Annotated in this window: 15 protein-coding genes; 2 read left to right on the plus strand and 13 right to left on the minus strand. The window is 41.7% G+C overall.

The features are described from left to right. Positions 1-24 precede the first annotated feature (24 nt). Complete coding sequence (locus tag BUA02_RS08755; RefSeq protein WP_083572707.1) at positions 25-2,868, minus strand: glycosyl hydrolase 115 family protein; 2,844 nt, start codon at positions 2,866-2,868, stop codon at positions 25-27. A gap of 202 nt (positions 2,869-3,070) precedes the next feature. Between BUA02_RS08755 and BUA02_RS08760 the strand changes: the two genes are divergently transcribed. Next, positions 3,071-3,940, plus strand: a complete 870-nt coding sequence (locus BUA02_RS08760; protein ID WP_072702957.1) for an AraC family transcriptional regulator — start codon at positions 3,071-3,073, stop codon at positions 3,938-3,940. Between the two features lie 9 nt (positions 3,941-3,949). Here the strand turns inward: BUA02_RS08760 and BUA02_RS08765 are convergent, their stop codons facing one another. Continuing rightward, positions 3,950-5,938 (minus strand): alpha-glucuronidase, encoded by a 1,989-nt coding sequence (locus BUA02_RS08765; RefSeq protein WP_072702959.1) that lies wholly within the window; start codon positions 5,936-5,938, stop codon positions 3,950-3,952. An 80-nt stretch (positions 5,939-6,018) separates the two neighbouring features. Between BUA02_RS08765 and BUA02_RS08770 the strand changes: the two genes are divergently transcribed. Then, a complete protein-coding gene (locus BUA02_RS08770; protein ID WP_072702962.1) occupies positions 6,019-6,903 on the plus strand; it encodes an AraC family transcriptional regulator in 885 nt (294 codons plus the stop codon). A 9-nt stretch (positions 6,904-6,912) separates the two neighbouring features. Here the strand turns inward: BUA02_RS08770 and BUA02_RS08775 are convergent, their stop codons facing one another. The 11 genes from BUA02_RS08775 to BUA02_RS08825 form a co-directional block, all read right to left on the minus strand. After that, complete coding sequence (locus BUA02_RS08775; RefSeq protein ID WP_083572708.1) at positions 6,913-8,832, minus strand: sialate O-acetylesterase; 1,920 nt, start codon at positions 8,830-8,832, stop codon at positions 6,913-6,915. Between the two features lie 40 nt (positions 8,833-8,872). Then, positions 8,873-10,888, minus strand: coding sequence for a glycoside hydrolase family 3 protein (locus tag BUA02_RS08780; protein WP_072702965.1), 2,016 nt, complete (start codon positions 10,886-10,888; stop codon positions 8,873-8,875). 19 nt (positions 10,889-10,907) lie between these two features. After that, positions 10,908-12,635 carry an SGNH/GDSL hydrolase family protein gene (locus BUA02_RS08785; protein ID WP_072702968.1) on the minus strand — a complete coding sequence of 576 codons (1,728 nt, stop codon included), beginning with the start codon at positions 12,633-12,635 and terminating at the stop codon, positions 10,908-10,910. Between the two features lie 65 nt (positions 12,636-12,700). After that, positions 12,701-14,179, minus strand: coding sequence for an ABC transporter substrate-binding protein (locus BUA02_RS08790; protein WP_072702970.1), 1,479 nt, complete (start codon positions 14,177-14,179; stop codon positions 12,701-12,703). Between the two features lie 68 nt (positions 14,180-14,247). Then, positions 14,248-15,258, minus strand: coding sequence for a carbohydrate ABC transporter permease (locus BUA02_RS08795; RefSeq protein ID WP_072702973.1), 1,011 nt, complete (start codon positions 15,256-15,258; stop codon positions 14,248-14,250). Continuing rightward, entirely contained in the window at positions 15,251-16,159 is a 909-nt protein-coding gene (locus tag BUA02_RS08800) for a carbohydrate ABC transporter permease (RefSeq protein ID WP_072702976.1), read from the minus strand. Before BUA02_RS08800 ends, BUA02_RS08795 begins: the two co-directional genes overlap by 8 nt. A 14-nt stretch (positions 16,160-16,173) precedes the next feature. After that, entirely contained in the window at positions 16,174-18,744 is a 2,571-nt protein-coding gene (locus BUA02_RS08805) for a DUF5696 domain-containing protein (RefSeq protein ID WP_072702980.1), read from the minus strand. A 21-nt stretch (positions 18,745-18,765) separates the two neighbouring features. Then, entirely contained in the window at positions 18,766-19,425 is a 660-nt protein-coding gene (locus tag BUA02_RS08810; RefSeq protein WP_071175021.1) for a Yip1 family protein, read from the minus strand. 4 nt (positions 19,426-19,429) lie between these two features. Continuing rightward, positions 19,430-20,956: a hypothetical protein gene (locus BUA02_RS08815; RefSeq protein WP_072702983.1), complete on the minus strand. Its 1,527-nt coding sequence runs from the start codon at positions 20,954-20,956 to the stop codon at positions 19,430-19,432. Between the two features lie 20 nt (positions 20,957-20,976). After that, positions 20,977-21,840: a carbohydrate ABC transporter permease gene (locus tag BUA02_RS08820; RefSeq protein WP_071175019.1), complete on the minus strand. Its 864-nt coding sequence runs from the start codon at positions 21,838-21,840 to the stop codon at positions 20,977-20,979. A 1-nt stretch (position 21,841) separates the two neighbouring features. Then, positions 21,842-22,780: a carbohydrate ABC transporter permease gene (locus BUA02_RS08825; protein WP_071175018.1), complete on the minus strand. Its 939-nt coding sequence runs from the start codon at positions 22,778-22,780 to the stop codon at positions 21,842-21,844. Positions 22,781-22,785 lie beyond the last annotated feature (5 nt).

Consider the following 22,785-nt stretch of genomic DNA (forward strand, 5'->3'; position numbering starts at 1 on the left):
TATTTATGTCTTATCCCCACAAGATCAATCGCCCAAGTAGCTTTCTTTGGGGCCCAAGTATGAACTCGGAATCGTTACCCCATCTCTTACAAAAAGAACTCTTTCCAGCACTATGCCTGGACTCATACCGTAAAACTGCAGTGTATTCTTGCCAGCTTTTAAGTGAACCTTCTCGCTGACCTTCTTAACATTGTCCTTGGCTTCCTGTGCCCACTGCGGACTTAGGAAATATGGTATGTCAGTTCTATGTACCGAATTAACTATGCATATCTCTTCTTCATTTACTGAGTAGCCAAGATACTGCTCAGTCTTGAAGGTTGTTGGTGTAGTTGGTGCAAGGTCGAAGGTGAGCTCGTAGTCTCCTTCATCCTCTACCCAGAACTTGTACTCAACGCTTGGTCTTTTCTTTTCTGTCAAAAAATCTGCTGTAGAAGGGAAGACTTTTATAGCGCTTCCGCTTCTTCCGTATGGAGATAGGATTTCAAAAGAACCTTTTGATGTATCTTTTTTGGAACTAAAATGCTCAGCTTCGATACAAACAAATCCGTCGCTCTCCATATAATGACCAGGAACAACCTGTGGTGGCATAACCTCTACTGTAGTATGGGCTGTGCCAAATCCTACGCACTCAATATCAAAATGTCCTGTCACTTTTTCTTTTAATAAAGACTTATCTACTGAAAGAGTTATTCTCTCTCTTGCCTTTACCTCGCCTTCAACCTTGGAAAATTTCATCCAATCATTGTCAGCGGTAATCTTAAATCTATATGGATGCTCGCTTCCATTTATAAGATCAAACTCGATACTATCAACGTCTGCTCTTAGCATGTCTTTCCAGGTCTGTGGCCTGTCGCACCACTCTGTACCTGTCATGTAGTGCTCGTCATCCTTGCGGGAAACCATCATTCTTGGAGAATTAGCTCCATATATAAGGTATCTCATTGGGAATCTGTCATCTTCTTCATTCCAGTTGATAAAGCCGATGTGCTCTGATCTTCCAAAGCCCTTGTAGTAGCCATCATCTACTGTTTCATATTCAGTAATGAGAGCGTCGTCTTCTTTGACACAAGCATCTACCAATACTGCGATCTGATTAGCTTCGATCCTGTTCTGCCTAGCAAAAAGCTCATTTCTTCCAGCAAGTATCCACATCTTCATGAGGTTTGCTGTTCCACAAGCTGGATAATACAAAAGTGAAATGAAGGCTGACATATCTTCATCGCTTATCCTTTTCTTGATGGCTGCTGCCTCTTTAAGGATTCCCTCTGATATATCAAGTATATCCTGAGCCTCACCATAGTGAAGTGGATGATATACGTTGCCATGCATTATCTCGTGGCGTCTTTTTTCCAAAAGACCTGTGTAATCCCATATGATCTTCTGAGCCTTGTTACGCAGAGACTGTGGCATCATAGCGCCAAATGAACGCTCAACCCACTCAGAAACGTATTTCTGAGTTATAGAAGCATCTTTTCCGCCCCATTTTTCTATGTCGTATGCAAGATCAAGGAAGTAGGAAAGTCCAAATTCCTGAGTTCCTATATCACCTACATTTACAACCCATATCTCTTTTACCCCGAAATCGTAGGCCTGAGTCATCTGCTCCCATACTCTTGGGAGATATGTTGCTCCGATCCACTTATAGGAGAATGGTCCGCCATGCATATCCATGTGATAATACATACCGAAGCCGCCTTTGTGGTTTCTCATCTCCTTGGAAGGAAGTGTTCTGGTATAACCCACGTTGTTGTCGCTGAGCATCAGGGTTACACCTTCAAGCTCTGGATCTCCCAGAAGGCCTTTGGTCTTGTCATCTCCGTAAAAGAACTCTTCAACCTCCGAAAAAAGTACGAACTGTCTTGGTACTTTCTGAACATCTTCATCTATTATTTCTTTTATGAGCTGGTTCTGAGTTTTTAGAACATCTCGTAAAAGATCTATATTATCGGCAAGGGTTGCATCCTGCCCAAGGATCTTGGAATCTCTTTCGCCTCTCATTCCAAGAGTGATCACATTTTCAAAATCTCTGTTTCTTACAAGACCGTCTCTCCAGAATCTTGTAATACCTTCTCTATTTGAAATAAAGCTCCAATCGTCTCCGTATATTGAATCCTTACCTCTAAGAAGCGAGTACTCTTCGCCAGTTCTCATGCAAGGTTCATGGTGAGATGTACTCATTACTACACCAAGCTCATTGGCAAGTCTTGCGCTTTCAAGTCCCGGGCCATCCATACTGAAGTTGGATCTCCACATTGCTGGCCACAGGTAATTTCCTTTTAATCTAAGGAGAAGTTCGAATATTCTTTCATAACACTTGGCATTAACGTCGCCGAAGTGCTCTGTTGCCCAGTTGCCAAATGCCGGCCACTCATCATTTATAAAAAATCCTCTATATTTTACTGAGGGCTCTTTGGTCACTACATTGACTTCATCTGTCAGGAATACATTCTTTCTCTTGCGAGGATATGCATGATTCCAGTTGACGAATGGCGAAACCCCAAGAAGTTCAGATAAATGGAAGAGTCCGTAAATAGTACCTCTTTTGTCGCTCCCTGCAATGATAAGAGCATGTTCTACGCCATCCATAGGATGATCAACTACTTGAAAGCTGTATACTTCCCACTTTCCTCTTACCTCTTTGAGATCTACAACGCCTCTTTTTTCAAGCTCTTCAAGATAATCGCTTTTGTCAACTGTTCCGTAGATCACAAGATTCTTGCACTTTTCGCCTCTTATATACTCTTTGGCTGTGAATCCTGTTACAAGATTTACGTCTTTTCTGACTAACGCAGCAATTTGGTTAACGCCAGAATATGACTTAGCTTCATATGTAAACATTATCCTGTTGTCAAACCCTATCTTTGCCACATCGTCCCCCAACACAATTTCTAATTATAAAAAATGTCAGCACTTTTTTTATAATATAATTGTATTGTCTAGGATTTATATATAAATACACAAAAAGATAGAATTTTTTTGCATTTTCCGATATAATGTTGCACAAGGGTTTCGAGTTATTCCATTAAGTCATTGTGAGTTTTGTCTAGAAGAAAGAAAATGGGGTATTAGAATGAGAAAATGTTTGGATTGTCCGTATAGCATAATTGATCAGGAGATCATCTGTGAGCACAAAACAGCCAGAGTTATGCCTTCTGACGTAAAGACTGTTCACACACATGATGGTTACGAGATCGTCTTCTTTTTGAGAGGAAACGTTAACATCATGATCGAGCCAGATCTGATACAGATGAAACGCGGCGATATGTTCTTTATCAGCCCTTTAGTTTTCCACGGCCTTGACCTGGAAGATGTTAATATCAGCGGTTACGAGCGAATCGTTATCAACATCCAATATGAATTTCTTAAAAATCTTGGTGATGCTGAAACAGACTTCTCGTCCCTTTTTAGAAGCGAAGCCTCACCAAACATGAATGTCCTTCACATTCCTGAAGAGGCACTTCCTCGTTTTATTGAATTAGCAGAAAGACTTGAGGCTAGTTTAGTAAGCCAGGAATTTGGGCACTCCATTTTGTCCAAATCTCTTTTGGCAGAATTCCTACTCCTAACCTGCCAGTATTCATCCAAGGCTGCGACACAGGCTCAGAGTAGCATTACGCCACAGGTTGTAACAAGGATCTTTGATTATATTGACTCCCACATTGAAGAAGACATCACCATCAACAAGATGTCTGCTGACCTTCACTACAGTAGTGACCATCTAAGCCGCGTATTTAGTGAAGCCATGGGAGATTCTTTAAAGCACTACATAAATGCCAAAAAAATAGTTCTGGCACAAAAATTACTGCTCCAGAACTATTCTCCATATGATGTTTGTTTTATGGTTGGTTACAACAACTACTCAAGCTTTTCAAGACGCTTCTCCAAGCAGATAGGTGTTGCACCCAAGCAGTTTCAGCTATCTCACAGAGATGAAAATTAAGCGAAGCGCTTAGTAAATCTCTCTGTGAAGTTCGTCTTCTATTCCGCTCTTTCTATAGAAATAAGAGTTCACCTGATCGCACCACTCTCTTGCATTTGCAAGCTGCATCTCAAATCTGTGGTGTACATTGTTGTACATCTCTGAAGGAATCTTGCCTTCAAGCTTCTCCCAGTTTGCCGCGATCTCTTTTGCCTCAGCATATCCCTCAAAATGTGTATCATAAATGTGCTGGATCACAGTCTTTCCTGACTGAAGCTTCCATGTATATGGAAGATGATGGAAGAACAATACAAGATTGTCAGGGCACTTCTTTGGATCATTGTAAACCTCTGCATTTTCCTTGTAATACTGCTGAGCGTAGCCTGTTCCCTTATCAGTTCTGTCTACACCGATTCCAAGGTGATCTGCCCTGTGATAAGTTCCCCATCTAGAATACTCATATCCATCAACACTTGGTCCATAGTGGCCGTTAGGAGTTACCATCCATCCGATACCAAGTGGACTTGTGTATTTCTCATATATCTCTCTTGATCTAAGGAGCATGTCAGTTAACATGTCTTCATCCACAATTTCAAGAGAAAATGTCATCTTTATCCACTCTCTTGCAATCTCTTCTGAGGATAACTCTGTGTTATAGCTAAGTCTACCAAAACCGTAGAGATTAGCTGCTGCCAGATAATTACCTGTCCAGTTAAAGTCATTACCTGTGTTGATAACTGCTGCCATGCCGGCGAGGCTGTTACCAAAAGCTCTTCCACTTACAACATCTGCGATAGTATCATTGTCCTTCTGGCAATATGTCTTGAAATCAAGCACCTCTTTGAACATAGGAATGAGGTAGCACAGATCAATCTGGTGACCAGTGTATTCCTGAGCGATCTGAACCTCCAGCATCTGGTTAGTCCTGGTAAGTCCTCCAAGCAGTGGAGAAATAGGCTCTCTGATCTGGAAATCCATAGGTCCGTTTTTGATCTGAAGGATTACGTTGTCGTGGTACTGACCATCAAGATTCTTGAAGTAGTCATATCCAGCCCTTGCTCTGTCAGTCTTGTAATCTCTCCAGTCCTGAGTGCAGTTATATACAAAGCATCTCCAAATGATGATACCACCGTATGGCTTTATGACATCTCCCAGCATATTTGCGCCGTCAGCCTGAGTCCTGCCGTAGGTAAATGGTCCTGGTCTTCCCTCAGAATCTGCCTTTACAAGGAATCCTCCAAGTAAAGGAATCTTGTCATATACTTCTTTTACCTTATCTTTCCACCAATTTATTACTGACTCATCAAGAGGATCGCAAAGTTCAAGTCCTCCCAGCTCTATAGGTGACGCAAAGTTAAGGGACAGATATAACCTGATGCCATAATCTGCAAATACCTCTGAAAGCTCTTTTACCTTGGCAAAATATCTGTCGGTAATAAGATAGCTTGCAGCGTCCTTAACGTTTACGTTGTTGATGACGATCCCATTGATACCGATGCTGGCCATGAATCTGGCGTAGTCTACTGTTCTCTCATCAACTACGATCTCATTATCTACAAAGAAAAAAGAATTGCCTGAATAACCTCTCTCTATGCTGCCATCCATGTTGTCCCAGTGATTCATCATTCTAAGAGGATTGGATGGTGTCGCCTTTTCTGAGATTTCTTCCTTGGCTATGCCGCAGGAAAGCTTGCGGATAGCTGCAAATATTCCATAGAGAGCGCCGTTTTCATCGCTAGCTGTGATCCTGATCTCAGAAGCTGATGAAACTAACTCATAGCCTTCTTTGGCTACAGCACTGTCTTTTACGATCTTAACAGCAAAAGGATCAGCGGCCCCATTTCCTTCTGATACTTCTGCTCCAAATATTCTGCCAAGTGCAAGCTTAAGTTCTTTTACCCCGCTATCTATAACCCTGTGAGCTCTGTCAAAACCAAGAACTTCAATAGCAATTTTCTCTACTGAATCCTTGCATTTTTTGTAGTCCAGCCAGAGCTGACTCCACTTTGCTGATTCCATTTTTAATACCTCTCTTTAGTAAATTTATGATAAAATAATGCACATATTAAACGCAGTATCCTATTAGGAGTGTGATCTGTATGATACATAACATTAACGAACAGGCCCGCGAAGACATTTTCTATGATACGTTAAAGGGAGTTCTGCTATATCACAACACCCTTTCAGAATATCCACTGCACTGGCACAATGAGGTAGAGCTCATTCTCTGCGTGTCAGGTTCTCTTAAAGTGAAATTCCACAACGATACCAAGTCTATGATAAACGTTGCTCCTGGAGATATCGTACTGATCGCTCCTGGAACTCTTCACGAGTATCTTTCTGATGCACCTGGCGGTGAGAAGCTCATCCTCTTATTTGATATTGGTGGCTACTCTCAGGTTTCATCACTTGTTCCGCTCCTCAAGACTCTTCCTTCTTATACCCATATCAAACAGAAGGATTATCCTCTTGAATCAGCAAGATTACACAACTATTTCTGGGAAATCGACAGACTCTACGGCGCAAGCGACGAGTTTCTGCAGATTTCTGTTTATTCGCTTGTAACACTTATTCTGGCTCAGATCGGTAGCATGCACCTTAGCGATGCCCCTGTTCCTATCGAAGCACAGGATTACCAGCACAAGAACATCGACAAGCTGGTACTTGTTACTAACTATATTGATTCACATCGCTCAGATGACCTTACTGTTGAAAAGCTTGCTGACCTTGCAGGTTTTTCAAAGTTCCACTTTGAGCGTCTTTTCAAATCCTACATGGGAATATCATGCTATCAGTATATCACTAAACGTAGGATTCTTATGGCAAAAGAACTCCTTGGCGACACAGATCTTTCTGTCATGGATATTGCTCTTAGATCTGGTTTCTTTAGCCTGTCTACCTTCAACAGAGTATTCAAGGATGTAAACGGTTGCTCTCCAACAGAATTCAGAAAGCTGTATCGCACTGGCGCTGATAACAAATAAGCTTCTTGATCATTCGATGGCAAGGTCAAAAGGAGACATTGGTATTCCTGTGCTATTGGTAATAAGTCCGCCATGATAGGTGTTCTCTGAAAGCCAGCATAGTCTCTTTGCCTTATCTTCAGAAAATGGGCTCTCTACAACTACAGAACTATCCTGAAGTCTTGCCTTAGCCTTTTTTCTTTTTCCATTAATATCGACCACATAAAAATCCTGTAACTCAAGTCCCTTGCCTGCATCCTGCACCGTAAGACCATTTGCATGGGTCAAGTTAACTGTGATCTCACCATTATCCATGAGAGCACTTGTGGCCACAGGGCCAGTATACTCCCCATTAAAGCCATATTTTAGATGCGCTGCGCAAAGAGCTAATCTCTCACCTACCGGCTCTTTGACAACAGGATGAAGATCGTTGTCTTCACCAAGTCCCATCGTAACTACAAGACCAGTCATTGGCATATCAAGGATCTTGTTCTGAGTAAGTCTAAATTGTCCCCAGTCATCAGTCCTTGGAAGCTGATCTATTACAAAGTTTGGAAGCTGAACTGCAATGAATGGAAGATTTTCTTCCTTCCATGCCTTCCTATAGCCCCCTACCATGCGCTCTGTAAAGTCTGCATAGTCATAGCCATCCTCAACATTGCTCTCGCCCTGATACCAGATAACTCCGTCAATCGGGAAATTGTGGCAAGGTGCTGTCATAGCGTTGTAGAGGCCTGTCGGCTTCCAGTTGATAAAGTCTGTTGCAGGAATCTCCTCAGCGGTAGCACCAATCTTGCACTTCCAGATTCCATCAAGATATACTGCAGCATCTTTATTAAATATCTTAAGTTCCTTATTCTCTGTAAATCTTCCCATGCCAGTCTCAACTGTAAGTCTGATGGCAATGGTATTTTTCTTTTCTCTGGTAAGTCCCTTTGGAATGTCATATTTACGTGGTGGATACTGATAGCCAGTCTCCCCGACCTTCTGTCCGTTCACATAGATGATATCGCTATCAACCATGGTTCCCATGAAAAGACGTGCCTGCTTACCTGCAAGCTCCTTGGGAAGATCAAATTCTCTTCTAAACCAGACCGCACCGATAAATCCGTCAAGTTCAGTTCCCTTGAAGAATCCTGGAACCTTGTGGTCTGTCCAGCCAGAAATATCAAGCTTATCCTCATGCCACTTTTCTGAGATCCCTTTATCTGCCTTGTAGAGATCACCTCTCCACTTATCACCGTTTTCTATATTCTTTTTGATCTGTCCTTCAACAAAAGAGCTGTCGGCATAGTGACCAGCTATCTCAAGGAGATCATCATAGCCCTCAAGCATCTCTTTGCTCATCCAAGAGTAGATTCTTGATCCGCCAAGGCTTGCATTGATGAGGCCTATTGGCTGACCTGTAAGCTCCTGAAGGTGCTTACCAAAAAAGTAACCTGTAGCTGAAAGGTTCATGATAGTATCTCTGCCTACTGAAACCCAGCTACCGGTATTGAGCTCTTCATAAGGGCCTGTATAGCAGGTCTCTTCTACGATCTTAAATGTTCTGATCCTGTCGTTTTCATCACTTGCCACAACCTCAGGATACTGATCCTTTGTCCTGGCAAGAGGAAGTTCCATGTTGGACTGACCTGTGCAGAGCCACACAAGACCCACCAGGATATTCTCAACAATGACCTTTTCGCCCTTGTCATCTACTACTACCAGCTTGTATGGTCCGCCACTTTCCCTTGCCGGAAGGTAAGCGTCAAATCTTCCACTTGCATCACACATTGCTGTAGTAATATCGTTTTCAAGCTTGATGGTGACCTGCATTCCTGCTTCGTCCCATCCCCATATATGTATACTTTTCCTGCGCTGAAGAACTGCGCCATCAGAAATCAATCGACATAATTTAAGCGATGACATAATCCTACCATTCCTTTCTATAGGTAAGATTATAACCATCGCTTAATCTCTTTTCACGCATGTAATTGCTAAGAACTAATCATTTTTTGCTAGCAGTTCTAGAAGTGCTGACATCGCTGTATCCCTTTGGAACCTTTATAGCCACATCTACTTTTTTACCGCTGACAACGTTAACCTTTTCAAATCCGATAAGCTCTCTTACGCCTGTTCTATCATTGGTACCATATACCATGACAACTTCAAGGCCACTTCTCTTACCTTCGTTCTTAACTGTAAGTCTAAGTTCTCTTTCACCCTTCATGTACTTTTCTTTGGTAAAAGAGAATTTGCTGTAAGATAATCCATAACCAAATGGGAACTGAACCGGAATACCTGCATGATCTGTATGCTTGTAACCAATTCTATATCCCTCTTTGTAATGAACCATATCAGTGTTTCCAAAATCTCCAACGGAAATAGCTGATGAATCCTCAGGCTTCAGATAGAAAGTCTCAGGAAGCCTTCCTGAAGGATTGATCTTGCCAAAGATAACATCGGCAATAGCTCTTCCACCTTCGCAGCCATTGTAATAGCTCCAGATAACTGAAGAAGCTTTGTCGATCCACTTGCTCATCTGTACTGAGCTTCCGCCAATAAGGACTATAACTGCATCACTTCTAACTTCCAGAATCTTCTCAATGAGTTCATCCTGTCCATAAGGAAGCTCCATATCTATTCTGTCTTTGCCTTCTGAGTCATAGTTATGGTTGAGACCGCCCACAAAGATAACGCTGTCATACTTGTTATTCTTAAGAGCATCCATAACTTCTTTGCTCATCGCTTTGTTTAGCTTATTCTTGACCTTAGCCTCTTTTTTCCTCTCCTCAAGGCTTGCCTGCTGCCAGTTGATCTCCTGACTCTCCGGTGCGATCTCTGCGTCGTATCCCATGAGGAAGTCAACCTTGGTATTGCCGCCAAGTCTCTCCTTGAGTCCAAGAAGTGGAGCCACCTCGTAAAATGCCTTGATCTCTGCGCTTCCGCCGCCAAGTGAATGCTGTCTTACGGCGTTATCACCAACAACTAACACTCTCTTTAGCTTAGCAGGATCAAGAGGAAGTACTTCTTTTTCATTTTTCAAAAGAACTATTGACTCCGCAGCTACTCTGTAAGCAGTTCTCTGGTGAGCAACAGTGTTGTAAGCTCCCTGCTTTCTCTTTCCATCAAGCATATGAAGTTTGTTCATGACTTTGAGGATTCTAAGTACCTTCTCATCAATTACTTTCTCATCTACTTCTCCGGCTTTGATAAGTTTTTTCAAAGGATTTGCAAAACAGTACTCGTCAAAGTCATCAGTCACGGACATTTCGATATCACAGCCGCCAAGCGCTGCTTCTATGGAATTATGAACTCCACCCCAATCGGATATTACCAAACCGTCATACTTCCATTCATCTCTTAATACCTTCTTTAAGAGGAACTCACTCTCACAGCAGAAATCACCATAAAGCTTGTTGTAAGCTCCCATTACTGAATGTGCGCCTGACTCTAATAAAACTCTCTCAAACACCTTGAGATAATTCTCTCTAAGTACATCTTCATCAATATCAGCATCAACTGAAAGTCTTGATGTTTCCTGATGGTTGATGGCAAAATGCTTGACGCAGGCTGCAACGTCATGTCTCTGAACGCCCTTTACAAAGGGAATTGCAAGCTCTGCTGTAAGGAATCCATCCTCACTGAAATACTCAAAGTTTCTTCCGCAGAGAGGACTTCTCTTTAAGTTGATACCTGGTGCAAGGATCACATCTTTGCCTCTGCCTCTTGCCTCTTCACCAAGAGCACTACCTTCATCAGTTGCAAGGGCTCTGTTAAATGTGCTGGCTAGAGCGCTGTTACATGGAAAATAAGTAACATTATCTTCGCCGTGTCCTACAGATATCCACTTGTCATTGGCAAATTCTCCTCTGACTCCCATAGGTCCATCAGAAGAAATGAGCTCAGGAATACCAAGCCTCTCAACTCCAGCAGTGCGGAAGAATCCTGCTCCGTGGATCATAGAAAGCTTCTCATCAAGAGTAAGCTTTTTAAGTATTTCTTTTAATTTTGATTCTCTCATAAATAACTCCTACTAAACATTACCCCACGACTCCAAAGCCAAGGATCGTAAACTTCTTGGACGCATCCTGCATCTTAACTTCTACCTTGTGCTTCCTGGTGCGCTTATCATTGAACAGTATCACCGGATTACAGTGTGTCCATCCTACCACAAGTGGATCAAGTGTCTTGACCAGATTTCCGTCCACATAAACGTCAGCCTTGCCATAGGATGAATTACCCGAATCCTTAAATATTATTACTAGTTTGCTACAAGTCAGAGCAATTGTAAATGCCTTTTCTGTGCCATCTTTACCAGAATGATGCCAGTTATACTTAAACTCCGGAGTCTGTTCTATCTCACTGTCCATCTCCACAAACTGAAGGTCTTTGTCTGTCTCGTTAAAAGAGCCGCAGCCAAAGCTAGTTATCTTATATTTTTCCTTTAGCTTGTCAAATTCCGCTTTATCCAAAAGCTCAACCTTTTCAAAATCAGCTCCAATGGCTGGTTCAGGAAAGCTCTCTGGTTCCGGATCATTTTCCTGATGTGTCTCATTTACCTTATCAATGAGTTCTATGAGACAATCTGCCATGATCTGATGTCCCAGATTACTTGGATGGTACACATCGTAAAAGAACTGATTCTTGGAGATAACTCTTCCGTCATCAGGAAGAAGTGGAAACTGCGGCGTTACTGCATCCATGATACTCACCATAGGTACAGAATATCTGTAGCCTACAGGTGATAATCTATCCTGAAGATTCCAGTCAAAGGAGAACACTGCAAAAAGGAGTACTACTGCAGGTTTCCACGGAAGAGCAAGAGCTTTCCTTACAAGACTCTCATAACATACACCCTGTGTCTCATCATCTCCGTCATTAACTGCAAACTCTATTACTATAAGATCCGGCTTTTGCGAGCCATTTCTCAGGATATCTCTTTCAAATCTCACCATGCCAAGTTCAGACGGTGTACCGCCAACGCCTGCTTTTATAAGTTTTACATTTCCGCCCTTAGCATATTTTTCCTGAAAGCTATCAGCAAACACTCTTGCATAGCACTTTTCATTGATAGGTATTGCACCTGCCCCCTGGGTTATGGATCCGCCAATAAAAGCAATAGTTACATCTTCGCCGCTTCCCGCTTTGCCAAGCACTTTTTCAAGACGGCTGGTATTCCCCATATCAAAAAGGCTTTTTTGTATCATCTGACGATAGGCCGTCGAATGAAAATCTACAGTTCTTTCTATTGGCTGAACAGGTGCTATAAAGCCTTTATTTAAATATAATCTGATATCAGTAGTTGCCTGAACTCCAGGCTGTGCAAATTCAAATCTGATCTGCCCTACTTCCTTATCTGTTGTTTCCCAATTTATATCATCAAGTCTGATGACTTCTTCCATTCCATTCATCAGAACATCTTTTTCAATCTTAGTTGCCTTCTGACCTGCCTTAACTGGATACATCTCCATTACGAACTTGACTGTCTCTGAAGTATTTCTTCCTGATACACTTACCCCGATTGAATGTACCATTGTCTTAAAGCCCTCTGCAGATCTTAAGAGCTCAAGCATATAATCATCGCCGATATTCCCAGATAGTTTAGCAGCATCCACAAGTCTTCCCATGTCCATAAAAAGGAACTGGATTCCCTTGCCGTCAGGTTGTGGTGCAGCAAATATTTCTTTTTCCTGCATGATAAAGAAAAATGGTCTTTTCTTTACAGGATCCTTTGGTGCTTTTGGCCCCTCACGTAATATAGTATTCATACTCACCCCTATAAAATAAGGGCGGCTGTGATAGCCGCCCTTTTTGTAAACCTTTAAAGCCCTAATTACTGAGCGTTTGCTTCATCTACGTAAGCTTTCCATGTGTCACGGATTGCTTCAACCTGCTCTGATACTACGCAGTCAGCTGTGATGTTCCATACGAAGTCTGAGCCAAGGCTTAAGTTAGGGATCATGCCGTGGTAAGCAATTGTTCCCTTTTCTGTCATCATTGTGATTGTCTCGTCTACAGCTCTCTCATCGAACTTACCATTTCTAGCTGTTGAAAGGTATCCGTTGTAATCATAGTACTCTGCTGCTGGTGGATTTGTGTAAAGGTTCCAAGCAAATGCAAGCTTCCAAGCTCTGTCAGCATCATAGCAGCCAGGGATTGCAACTGGGTTGTTTGTCCAAACGTTGATGTAGTCGTTCATCTTAGGTCCCTTAGGGAACATAACGAATCCAACTTCATCCTGCATATCCTCAAGGAAGTTACCAGGTGCGCCAGCATACTCATCTTCTACCATGAATGCTGCCATACCGTTGATGAATGCTTCCTTGTAGTAATCCCACTCAGCGCCCTCTGGATCTGGCATGTCATACTTCTTGTACATATCTACTGTCCACTCAAGAGCTTCAAGTGTCTCAGGAGACTCAAGGTTGTATACATACTTTCCGCTTGCATCCTTATCGATGAAAGATCCGCCGTTTGAGAATACAGCTTCTGTTGTCATAACACCTTCGTTAAGTGTAAGACCCCAAACATCTACAGTACCGTCGTTATCCTTATCCTGCTGAACCTTTGACATAAGCTCATCAAACTTATCCCATGTCCAAGAGCCATCAGCCTGCATATCATAAATTGATTCAGGATCGATTCCAGCTTCTGTAAGAAGTCTCTTGTTGAAGTAAACTCCTGTACGAGCCTCTGAATATCCAGCGAACATAGCATAGATGCTATCTCCCTTTGAATACTGCTCGTGAAGAAGGTTTCTCTGGAACTTGATGTCATTGAAGTCAAGGCAATCAAGTGTTGAAAGATCATAGAGAAGACCATTTGCCATAGCTGATGTGATAGCTGGGTCATCACGAAGAACAAAGAGGTAGTTTACATCGTCGCCACCTGTTGTAACGTAGTCAACGAAATCCTGTGGTGTTGAACCCCAGTCAGAAATAGCCTGTGACTTGATTGTGAAGTTGTAAGTTTCCTGGATCCAATCTCTGTAATCCTTGAGAGCTTCCTCATAATCGTTCTGTGGCTCAGCTTCATCACCTGACCACCAGTCACGGATAATGATATCCATACCACCAAGGTCAATTGGGTTACCAGCGTCATCTGTGATAACCTGATATGGATCGTACTCGTCAGATGGAGCTGCTTCCTCAGAAGCTTCTGCTGCAGCTGTTTCTGCTGATGCATCAGCAGAGCTCTCTGGCTGAGTGTTGTCTGCTGGTGCAGACTCGTTTGCGCCGCAGGCTGCCATACTTGTAAGCATAGCTGCCATTGTGATAACGGCTGTTGCTTTGGTTGTTAGAGACTTTCTCATACTCTAAATCCTCCTTACCCCATTGGGAAAATATTAGTCCAGATATTTTAAATATCCGGTAGCTACCATTACATTTTGATACCTGTACTACTGATACTCTCAACAAATGATCTCTGTGCAAAGAGATAGAGAATAATAAGTGGTACGATGATCATAAGTGTTCCTGTTGCAAGAATACAGTTTGAGTAAGCAACAGAAATTGTTGTCTTAACGCCGTTTATTCTCTGGATATAAGCACCAAGGCTATCTACGATTCTTGCAAGACCAGTACTTACAAGCTTGGTATTTCCAAGGAACATTTTTGAATAAAATCCGTCTGTCCACTGCCATACAAAAGCAAAAAGGAAACATGAAGTGATGATTGGCTTTGCCTGTGGAAGCATGATTCTTACAAAGGTCTTAAGCATTCCGCAGCCATCAACATACGCTGCTTCTTCAAGATCGCCAGGAATATTTCTGAAATACTGACGGATCATGTATATGTACAGACCGTTCTTAAGTCCCATACATCCTGCACTCATGAGATAATAAGGTAACTTTGACCCTCTGAGATTAATTGTATTGCCGGTAATTAATTGACATAATCCCAATATATCAAAAAATCTAAAGTGCAAATGAAGTGAACTTGCAATAGTCTGTGGCGGAATCAAGATTACAAGTATTACCATGGCGAACCAGAATTTCTTGAATGGAAATTCAAATCTGGCAAATCCATATCCAACCAGTGTGCAGACTGCAATCTGAAGAGCTGCGATCGTAAGAGAGATCAGTAGTGAATTAACTACTGCCTGTCTATAGTTCATAAGCTCTGCTGCAAGTCTGTAGTTTCCTGTGGTAAAATGCTCAGGAATAGAAATAACTATCGGATTATACAGATCTTTTTCTGTCATGAAGCTTACAGAAATCTTGTTAAGGATTGGCTGAAGGATCATGAAGCACATACCAAACAAAAGGATGAATCTGATAATGCTTATGACTCTCTCAGATATCTTTTTCTGTAAAAGATATCCACCTGAAAGCTTATTTCTTTCCCAAAATCCTAATTTGTCATATCTTGAATTATTCTCTGTATTAGTCATAGTAATAAACCCTCTTTGAGATAAAGAATGATGTTATTCCAACGAATGCAAGTACAAGTAAGAAGTATACCCATGACATTGCTGATGCATTGCCGTACTGCTGCTGGTCAATCATTACCTTCTGTATTTTTTCAATAACCCCGTTATCCGATCTCATACAGAAATCAACTACTGTGTAGATCCAGTTAACAAGGAACAGAGAACTGATCATTGGGAAGGTGATCTTCCAAAGGCTCTCCCACTTGGTACATCCCTCGATATCAGCTGCTTCATACATGCTTGAAGATATTGTCTGAAGTCCTGAGAGGAAGATGATAATCTGGATTCCTGATGAAAGAGCTACGTCGTAGATATTGTTGATAACTTCAAATACCTTTTCATAAGCTCTTACTCCTACGCCTGCAGTTCTAAGGATAGTCTCCAAAGCTGCTGTAATGCTGATTCCAGATGTGGACTGCTCAATTGTCTGTGCCAGTGATGACATAAGTTCGTTGTTGGACTCAAGTCCTACGATAACACCTGATGAAAGGATTACCGGAAGGAAGAATATCGCTCTTACCAATGCTCTTCCATGGAACTTTTGATTGAGGATCAAAGCCACGAAAAAACTAAATACAATGATAGCCAGTGAATAAACCATCATACGTGAGAGTTCTTCCCACAAGAGTCTGTTAAATTCAGGATCAACCCTGAAGGCGAATACATAATTCGTTAAACCGCTAAAGGTCTTGGTAACAGTTCCTGCCGCCAGATTCACGTTGCAAAAGCTCATGTAACAGGATTCAAAAAGTGGTTTGACCATGAAGGCCAAGAAGCCAACTATGAAAGGTGATATGAAAAGATATCCTGATATGGCTTTGCGTTTTTGAAGCCCAGCCAATTTGTTTTTTTGCTTACTCATAACAAACTCCCCTCTCACCTTGTAACTACATAATCTCTTGCTGGTACTTTAACTGCGCCTTCTGTGTAATCACTGTAGCCGTAGTTAACGTAAACCTTAGTACCATCTGCATATTCTGTGCAGGAAACATCAGCAGTTAAATTCTCATGACCTGTCATTTCCTGATTGAATGTATGTCCAAGTTCATTGTTGTATCTTGTGTAGATCTCTAGCATGCGATCTTTCCAAGCATCGTAGGATGATCCGTAATACTCTGTGTATAAAGTCTTCTGTGTTGCGAAGGAATCTTCTTCCATGAATGTGAACTGAAGTCCAGCGCCATATTCAGCAGAATATAAAACTTCATCTTCTGCATTTCCACAGATGTTTATAGGCTCACCTGTGTAATCTACTCTTCCGTGAACAGCAAGCTGGAAGAAAGGAACACACTCATCAAGGATCGTATATTCGCTTCCTCTAAGATCCATGTTTGTAACCATTGATGCGAATGGAATCGCATAATCATTACCCATGTTGATCATTACTGGTGTGCCTGCTTCGTTGTAGCTCTTAAGCTGTTCTACCTGGAGCCCCAGTACTTGTTCTCTGCTGTAAGTCTTCTTTCTATAGAAGTCTGATGAAAGATCCATTCCAAGATCCTGGAAGGATGCTCCAGCGTTGTACTTCTTAGAAGTATTTACAAGCTTGTCTGCGTACTTGTTTGCAAGTTCTGTATGAAGGAGATAGTGAAGGTCCTCTGAATCTCTTTCTGCGTAAGTTACATGGCTGTATGCGTGAAGCTCAGCTCTTTCCTTACTGATGAACTTGGCAGCATCTCTATAGGAGAAGAATCCATTAAAGAGGTTACTGTCGTATGCGTACTGGGTAATACCATTTAAGTAAACTGTATTTCCATTTGCTTCTGCATTATTTACAAAGTTCTTAAGGTCTTTTTTGCTTCCAAGGGCACCAACTGTCTTGGTCCTTGCAAGTACCTTCTGCTTGACACCGCCGTTACACCATCCGGAAAGCTTAACCTGCATATTTGATACGCCGTTATTTCCAAGATCAGTGATGATGGCATCTGCATCTTTGTAGCTTGTGAGCTTAAGTGGTCTTGAAACCGGAACTCCAAGAACCTGTTTAACCTTATCAATAGCACCTACGATCTCAATGGCTACTGGAGCTGATGTGTCATCTACAAGATCAAGATAGCCTGCGTATTCATTCTGAAGATATGTGCTATAGACCTTTGCCATATCTACGTAGCTTCCTGAGTTTACAAAGGTGTATCTCTGTCTCAAGGTCTCATCTGGAAGCTTAGTTGCGTATTCGTAAATATCTGAGTTAGCGATATCACCTACATCGAATTTTTCTCTCTGGCAGATGCTGTACTTGGCATTAACAAAGTTGTAACTGTGGTTCTTGCCTGCAACATCAGCCTGGATTGATGCGTAGCTTCTGCCGTCTTCAAGGATACAGATAAAGGAATCATTTCCTTCAGAAACGCCATACACTCCATAGTAAGCTCTTGTGTTGTGTACTACTGCATCTCTGCTAAGGCACATATCCCAACCATATACGTTGGTGTAGTAACTACTCTGTGATGTCTTGCCGTTGTTGAAATTGATAAGTGCTCCGCCACCTTCAGGTACCAGCATGAAGCCGTTATCATTTGGTCCGCCTGCTCCAAAATATGGAAGAGGAGTGATTGTATAGATTGGTGTCTCAGGATCAAAATCAAGATCGCTGAATGGAACTTCTACCACCAGGTCTTTTCCCTCGAGCTTGTAGACAACGCTTACATTGAAAATTGCATTATCTGATGTGTTTGATGACTGATCCAGCTCTTTATCTGCAAGGTAATTATCATATGTATATCCAACTGCCTCGAACTTATCCTGGAGAGTCTTTCTTACATTCTCTTTGGTAGCAGTTCTGAGTACGTAGATAACTTCTGTCTCGATGATAGGATAGTTTGCAAGGAGCTCTTCCTTGTTATCCTTTGGTGTGAGCTTATTGATGTCGTACTTTTTGTAGTACTGTTTAATAAGATCAGCATCTTTTTTATCCATCTGTGAGAGGTAACCCTCAAACTCTTCTGCAGTACTTACTGGAGGAATGATGAATTCTTTTTGTACACTTCCAAGTGAATAATTAACTCTGATCTCATTGTCTCCTGGAACGATCTCGTAGATACCATTCTGAGCACTGAAGGCATATGAGTTGTAAGTTGTCTCAAGTCCCTGTGTGATCGAGTAAGACATGATAAGTGGTGACTGAAGATATGCTTTCTGATCATCAAGTGCCTTCTCATCTTCTGCCGCATCAAGTGGATTTGAGTACCACACCTTGCCGCTGTCCTTTACCTCAATACTAAATTCAGTTGTCTTTGGATCCATGGATAACTTAAGCTGTCCGTTATCGATGGTAATCGTGTCTTCGCCACCACCATAAGCGTATGGAGGAATAGCTTCTTTTGACTCTTCAGGAGCCTTGGTATTAACTACGTAAAAGATGGCTCCAACGATTATCAGAAATATGATCAATGAAGGGATGAGTTTTATTAACCCTTTTATTAGTTTTTGCTTTAACTCTTTTTTCAAGTTCGTCACCTCTTGCCATTCCTACATTCGGAACATCAATTCTTTTGCCAGTGAAATGAAGTACGCTACACCCTGTGAGATCATACTAAAGAAGATCATAAGGATGAAGATCATTACCAGCATTGCAAACAGTGTTGCAACAGTAAAAAGAATGTTCTTTCCAGCGGAGTATTCGTGAATCTGCCCCATGGCAGCTATTACAAGTAGGGCTGCGTAAACCAAGGAAAGTGCACTGACTACTGAGTAGAACTGACCTTCCTGAACAGTTACGAAATTACTGAATATCATCAGCGGGAACTGAATGAGTACATATGGCGTAAATGCATAGCAGGTTGCCATATATACCTGTCCCAGTTTTCCTTTTCCGTCAAAGAGTGTCGTCAGAGCCCAATTGCCAACTACCCAAAGGGAAAGCGGGAAAATGACGCTGGCAAGATACAGGAAGATGTTAAGGTCTTCCCAATAAACTTGCATAAACAAAAAGCTTGTGTATTTGAGCTTCATGATTCTAAGAACAAGCGCTGCAGCAAGTATAGTATTTGCCGCTGCATAAGTTCCTCTTTTTTCATGAGTCAGATCCCAGAAACCATCGAGGGGATGAGTCATGCAGTAAAGAGCAAACTTCAGCGAATCAATATATTTTTCTTTTGGAGTCATATTCTCTTTTGGTTTTGCTATCATACCCTCACCTGTCTTTACCTGTTATAAAAATGTCTGCTGTATCTATCTCATGTTTGATACTCTTGATTCTGCCTCTTCCAAGAGGAATGAGGAATAACAAGACTACCACAAGTACTATCCAGCCGATGTGTTCTTCAACCCACTGCTTACGATACTGCTTGTAAGCTTTTGAGTAGTTCTCGGCGTCATACTTAAGTTCAAAGTAGTTCATGGCTTCTTTGTATCTTTCCTGTCTTAGAAGTGCTCTTCCAAGACCGATGTAAGCAAGATCGTAGTTGCCATTCTGATCCATAACCTTCTGCCACTCTTCTCCAGATTTCTCGTAATTACCTTTGTCGAAATCTTCGATAGCGTTGTAGACTGTGTTACCAAACTCTGTTGGTACAAAAGCTGTTATGGAGCAATCAAGGCTATCAAGTACATAGAGCTCATGTCCGTAGTGCTCGATGGCTGATGGTCTTCTGAAGTATCCGTCCATGTTTCCGTTTCCACCAAAGGCGAATACCATTCTGCCCTGATCATCATATCCAAAAAGTCTTCCTCTGTTTCTGTCGAGGCAGACATAAATGTCGTTGTCCATACAGGTTACATCTGTAAAGATTGATGGGCCTTCATAACCACCTCCTGATCCAAAGTAAAGATCACCGATGATCTTCCAGTCACCATTTCTTACGAGAATGTCTGAACCAAGGAGATTTAACTTTCTAACTGCATCGCCGTCAACCTTGTTATCTTCGTTTGTTCTGATGGCTGCTGTTGCATATATGAAACCTTCATAGTCCATGTAGATGTTCTCGTACTCTGTTGGAACGAAGGATTCCATCTTGGCTCTCTGTTCCTGAGAAGCAAGCTTCTTCCAAATGTAATCAGCAAACTTGAAGGTTACCTTTGTAGCACCTACGAATCCTGAAAAGGTTCCATCGTTTTCATACTTCACGAGACCTTTGTTAATTCCAATTGCTATGCAGTAAACACGTTCTGCTGTATCGATTGCAAGCTTGTTTGGCTGGAATACAAGTGCTGGATCAAGGGTGCTATCATCAGGCTTTGTAAATTCCATGATGTAATTTAAGTCTTTATCAAGCTTTAATACTCTTGCATTTCCCTGATCTGCGATGAAGATGTTTCCTTTTTCTGAAACAGCTACATCAGTAGGGTTATTTAATGTGTTTGTTCCTGTTCCTCCAGAAAAAGAATCAATGATCCTTTTTACTTCCAGTTTTTCAGGAGATTTTCTATCAAGCTCTATGATCCTGTTGTTACCGCTGTCGCACACGTAAATGCTTGTGCCATATACGAAAAGTCCCTGAGGATTTTTAAGCTTTAGATCAAGTCCAAGTTCTGAAGATGTAAATACCTTACAAACTGTATAAAGGTCCGGACTTTCCTGAACATCGCCCCACCAGTCGTAATTGTAAGTATATCCATACTCTCCATCACTTTTGGCCTGTGCTGTGACCGGCTGAAGAAGCACTGTCGCAGCTACAATTAACGCTATTCCAGTTTTTATAATGAAATTTTTCTTATGCATAACTGCTTCAACCTTTCACATTAGTCTTTAAGTCCTGAGCTAGCCATTGTCTCTAAGATCTGGCTTTCTGAGAATACGAAGATAAGAATTGGAACGATCATTACTACTACAAGTACTGCAGCTCCCTGTCCTGTTCTTGCAATTCCACCAGCCTGGATCTGCTGAAGGGCATATACAAGAGTCTTACGTTCTTCTGAATAAATAAATGTTGACGCTCTGTTATTCCAAAGTCCCTGTACTGAGAAGATGATAAGTGTCATCCATGCAGGTTTTACGTTTGGCATAACGATCCTTGAAAATACCGTCCACTCATTGGCTCCGTCGATCTTGGCTGCTTCAATAAGTGATGTTGGAAGTCCTTCCATGAACTGCTTCATAAGGAAGAATCCCATTGGTGCTGCAAAAGCAGGAACGATTATTGCCCAGTATGTGTCGATCCATCCAAGCTTATTGATGATAAGGTAGTTAGGAATCTGTGTTACCATACCTGTGAACATCATGGATACTGTGACAATCTTGAAGAATGTCTTTCCACCTGGGAATTCATACTTGGCAAGTACGAAGGCACCCATTGATGCGATGATAAGATGTCCTGCTGTACCAACGAATGTGATAAATACAGTGTTGAAAAGATATCTTGAGAATGTTACTACCCCGCTCTTTCCCATTGTTACAAACAAATCTGAGAAGTTATCAAATGTTGGATGCTGTGGGAAGATCCTTGGTGGGAATTTAAACAACTCATCAAGTGGCTTCATAGCACTGCTGACTGCATATACGATTGGGAATACCATGACCATCGCAACCAGTATAAGGAAGATGTAAAGTGCTATATCTCCTCCGATGGATCTATTAGGTTTTCTTTTCTTAATTAGCTTACTCATATCAAGTTCCAACTCTCCTTAACAAGCTCTGAATTGCTTTATTACAAAGAATCATCATCAAGAACAATACTGTTGCTATAGCGCAGGCATAACCCATCTCAAATCTGTCAAAACCGTAGTCATAAAGGTGTGTTACGATTGTTCGTGCTGCATAGTTTGTACTAGGATATCCACAAAGTGCCATTGTTACTTCACATACACCAAATGATGATGTGATGGCCATGATCGCTCCGAACATAAGCATTGGCTTCATGTTTGGAAGTGTGATATACCAAAGCTCCTGCCATCTGTTCTTGACACCATCCATGTATCCCGCTTCGTACTGAGCCCTATCTATACCCTGAAGACCAGCTACGAATGAAAGGAATCCTGTTCCCAAGCTCATCCAGAGGATAACCAGCATACAGATTGGAAGCATGTACTTTGGATCAATGAGCCAAAGCTTGGCTGTATCAATGAGTCCGTGACTTAACAGGAACGCATTTACATAACCGTAAACATCTCCTCTGAAGAATACTGAGAAGATAACATAACAGTTACCAGCGATTGATGGTGCGTAGAAAACAACTACCGCAATACTTCTGATCCATCTAGGAAGTTCACTGATGAGCCATGCAAAAACGAATGACAATATGTATCCTAGTGGTCCTGTTATGAGAGCTATCATAAGTGTATTCTTGACACCTATCAGGAAGATATCATCCTGAAGGATCAAACTTGTGTAATTCTGAAGTCCGATGAACCTTGGTGGTTCAAGGATGTTGTAATAAGTGAAACTGTAATATATTGAAGCCACTACAGGAAATACATAAAACATAGTGAAAAGTATTGCGTATGGTGCAAGGAACAAATAGCACATCTTCCTGTTTTTGGCTTTCTTAACTGCTACTTGAAAATTATGTTTTCGCAGTGTCAGATACTTCTGCAGATATTCCTTCATTTCTA

The organism is Butyrivibrio hungatei DSM 14810 (genome assembly GCF_900143205.1).
GTDB lineage: Bacteria > Bacillota > Clostridia > Lachnospirales > Lachnospiraceae > Butyrivibrio > Butyrivibrio hungatei.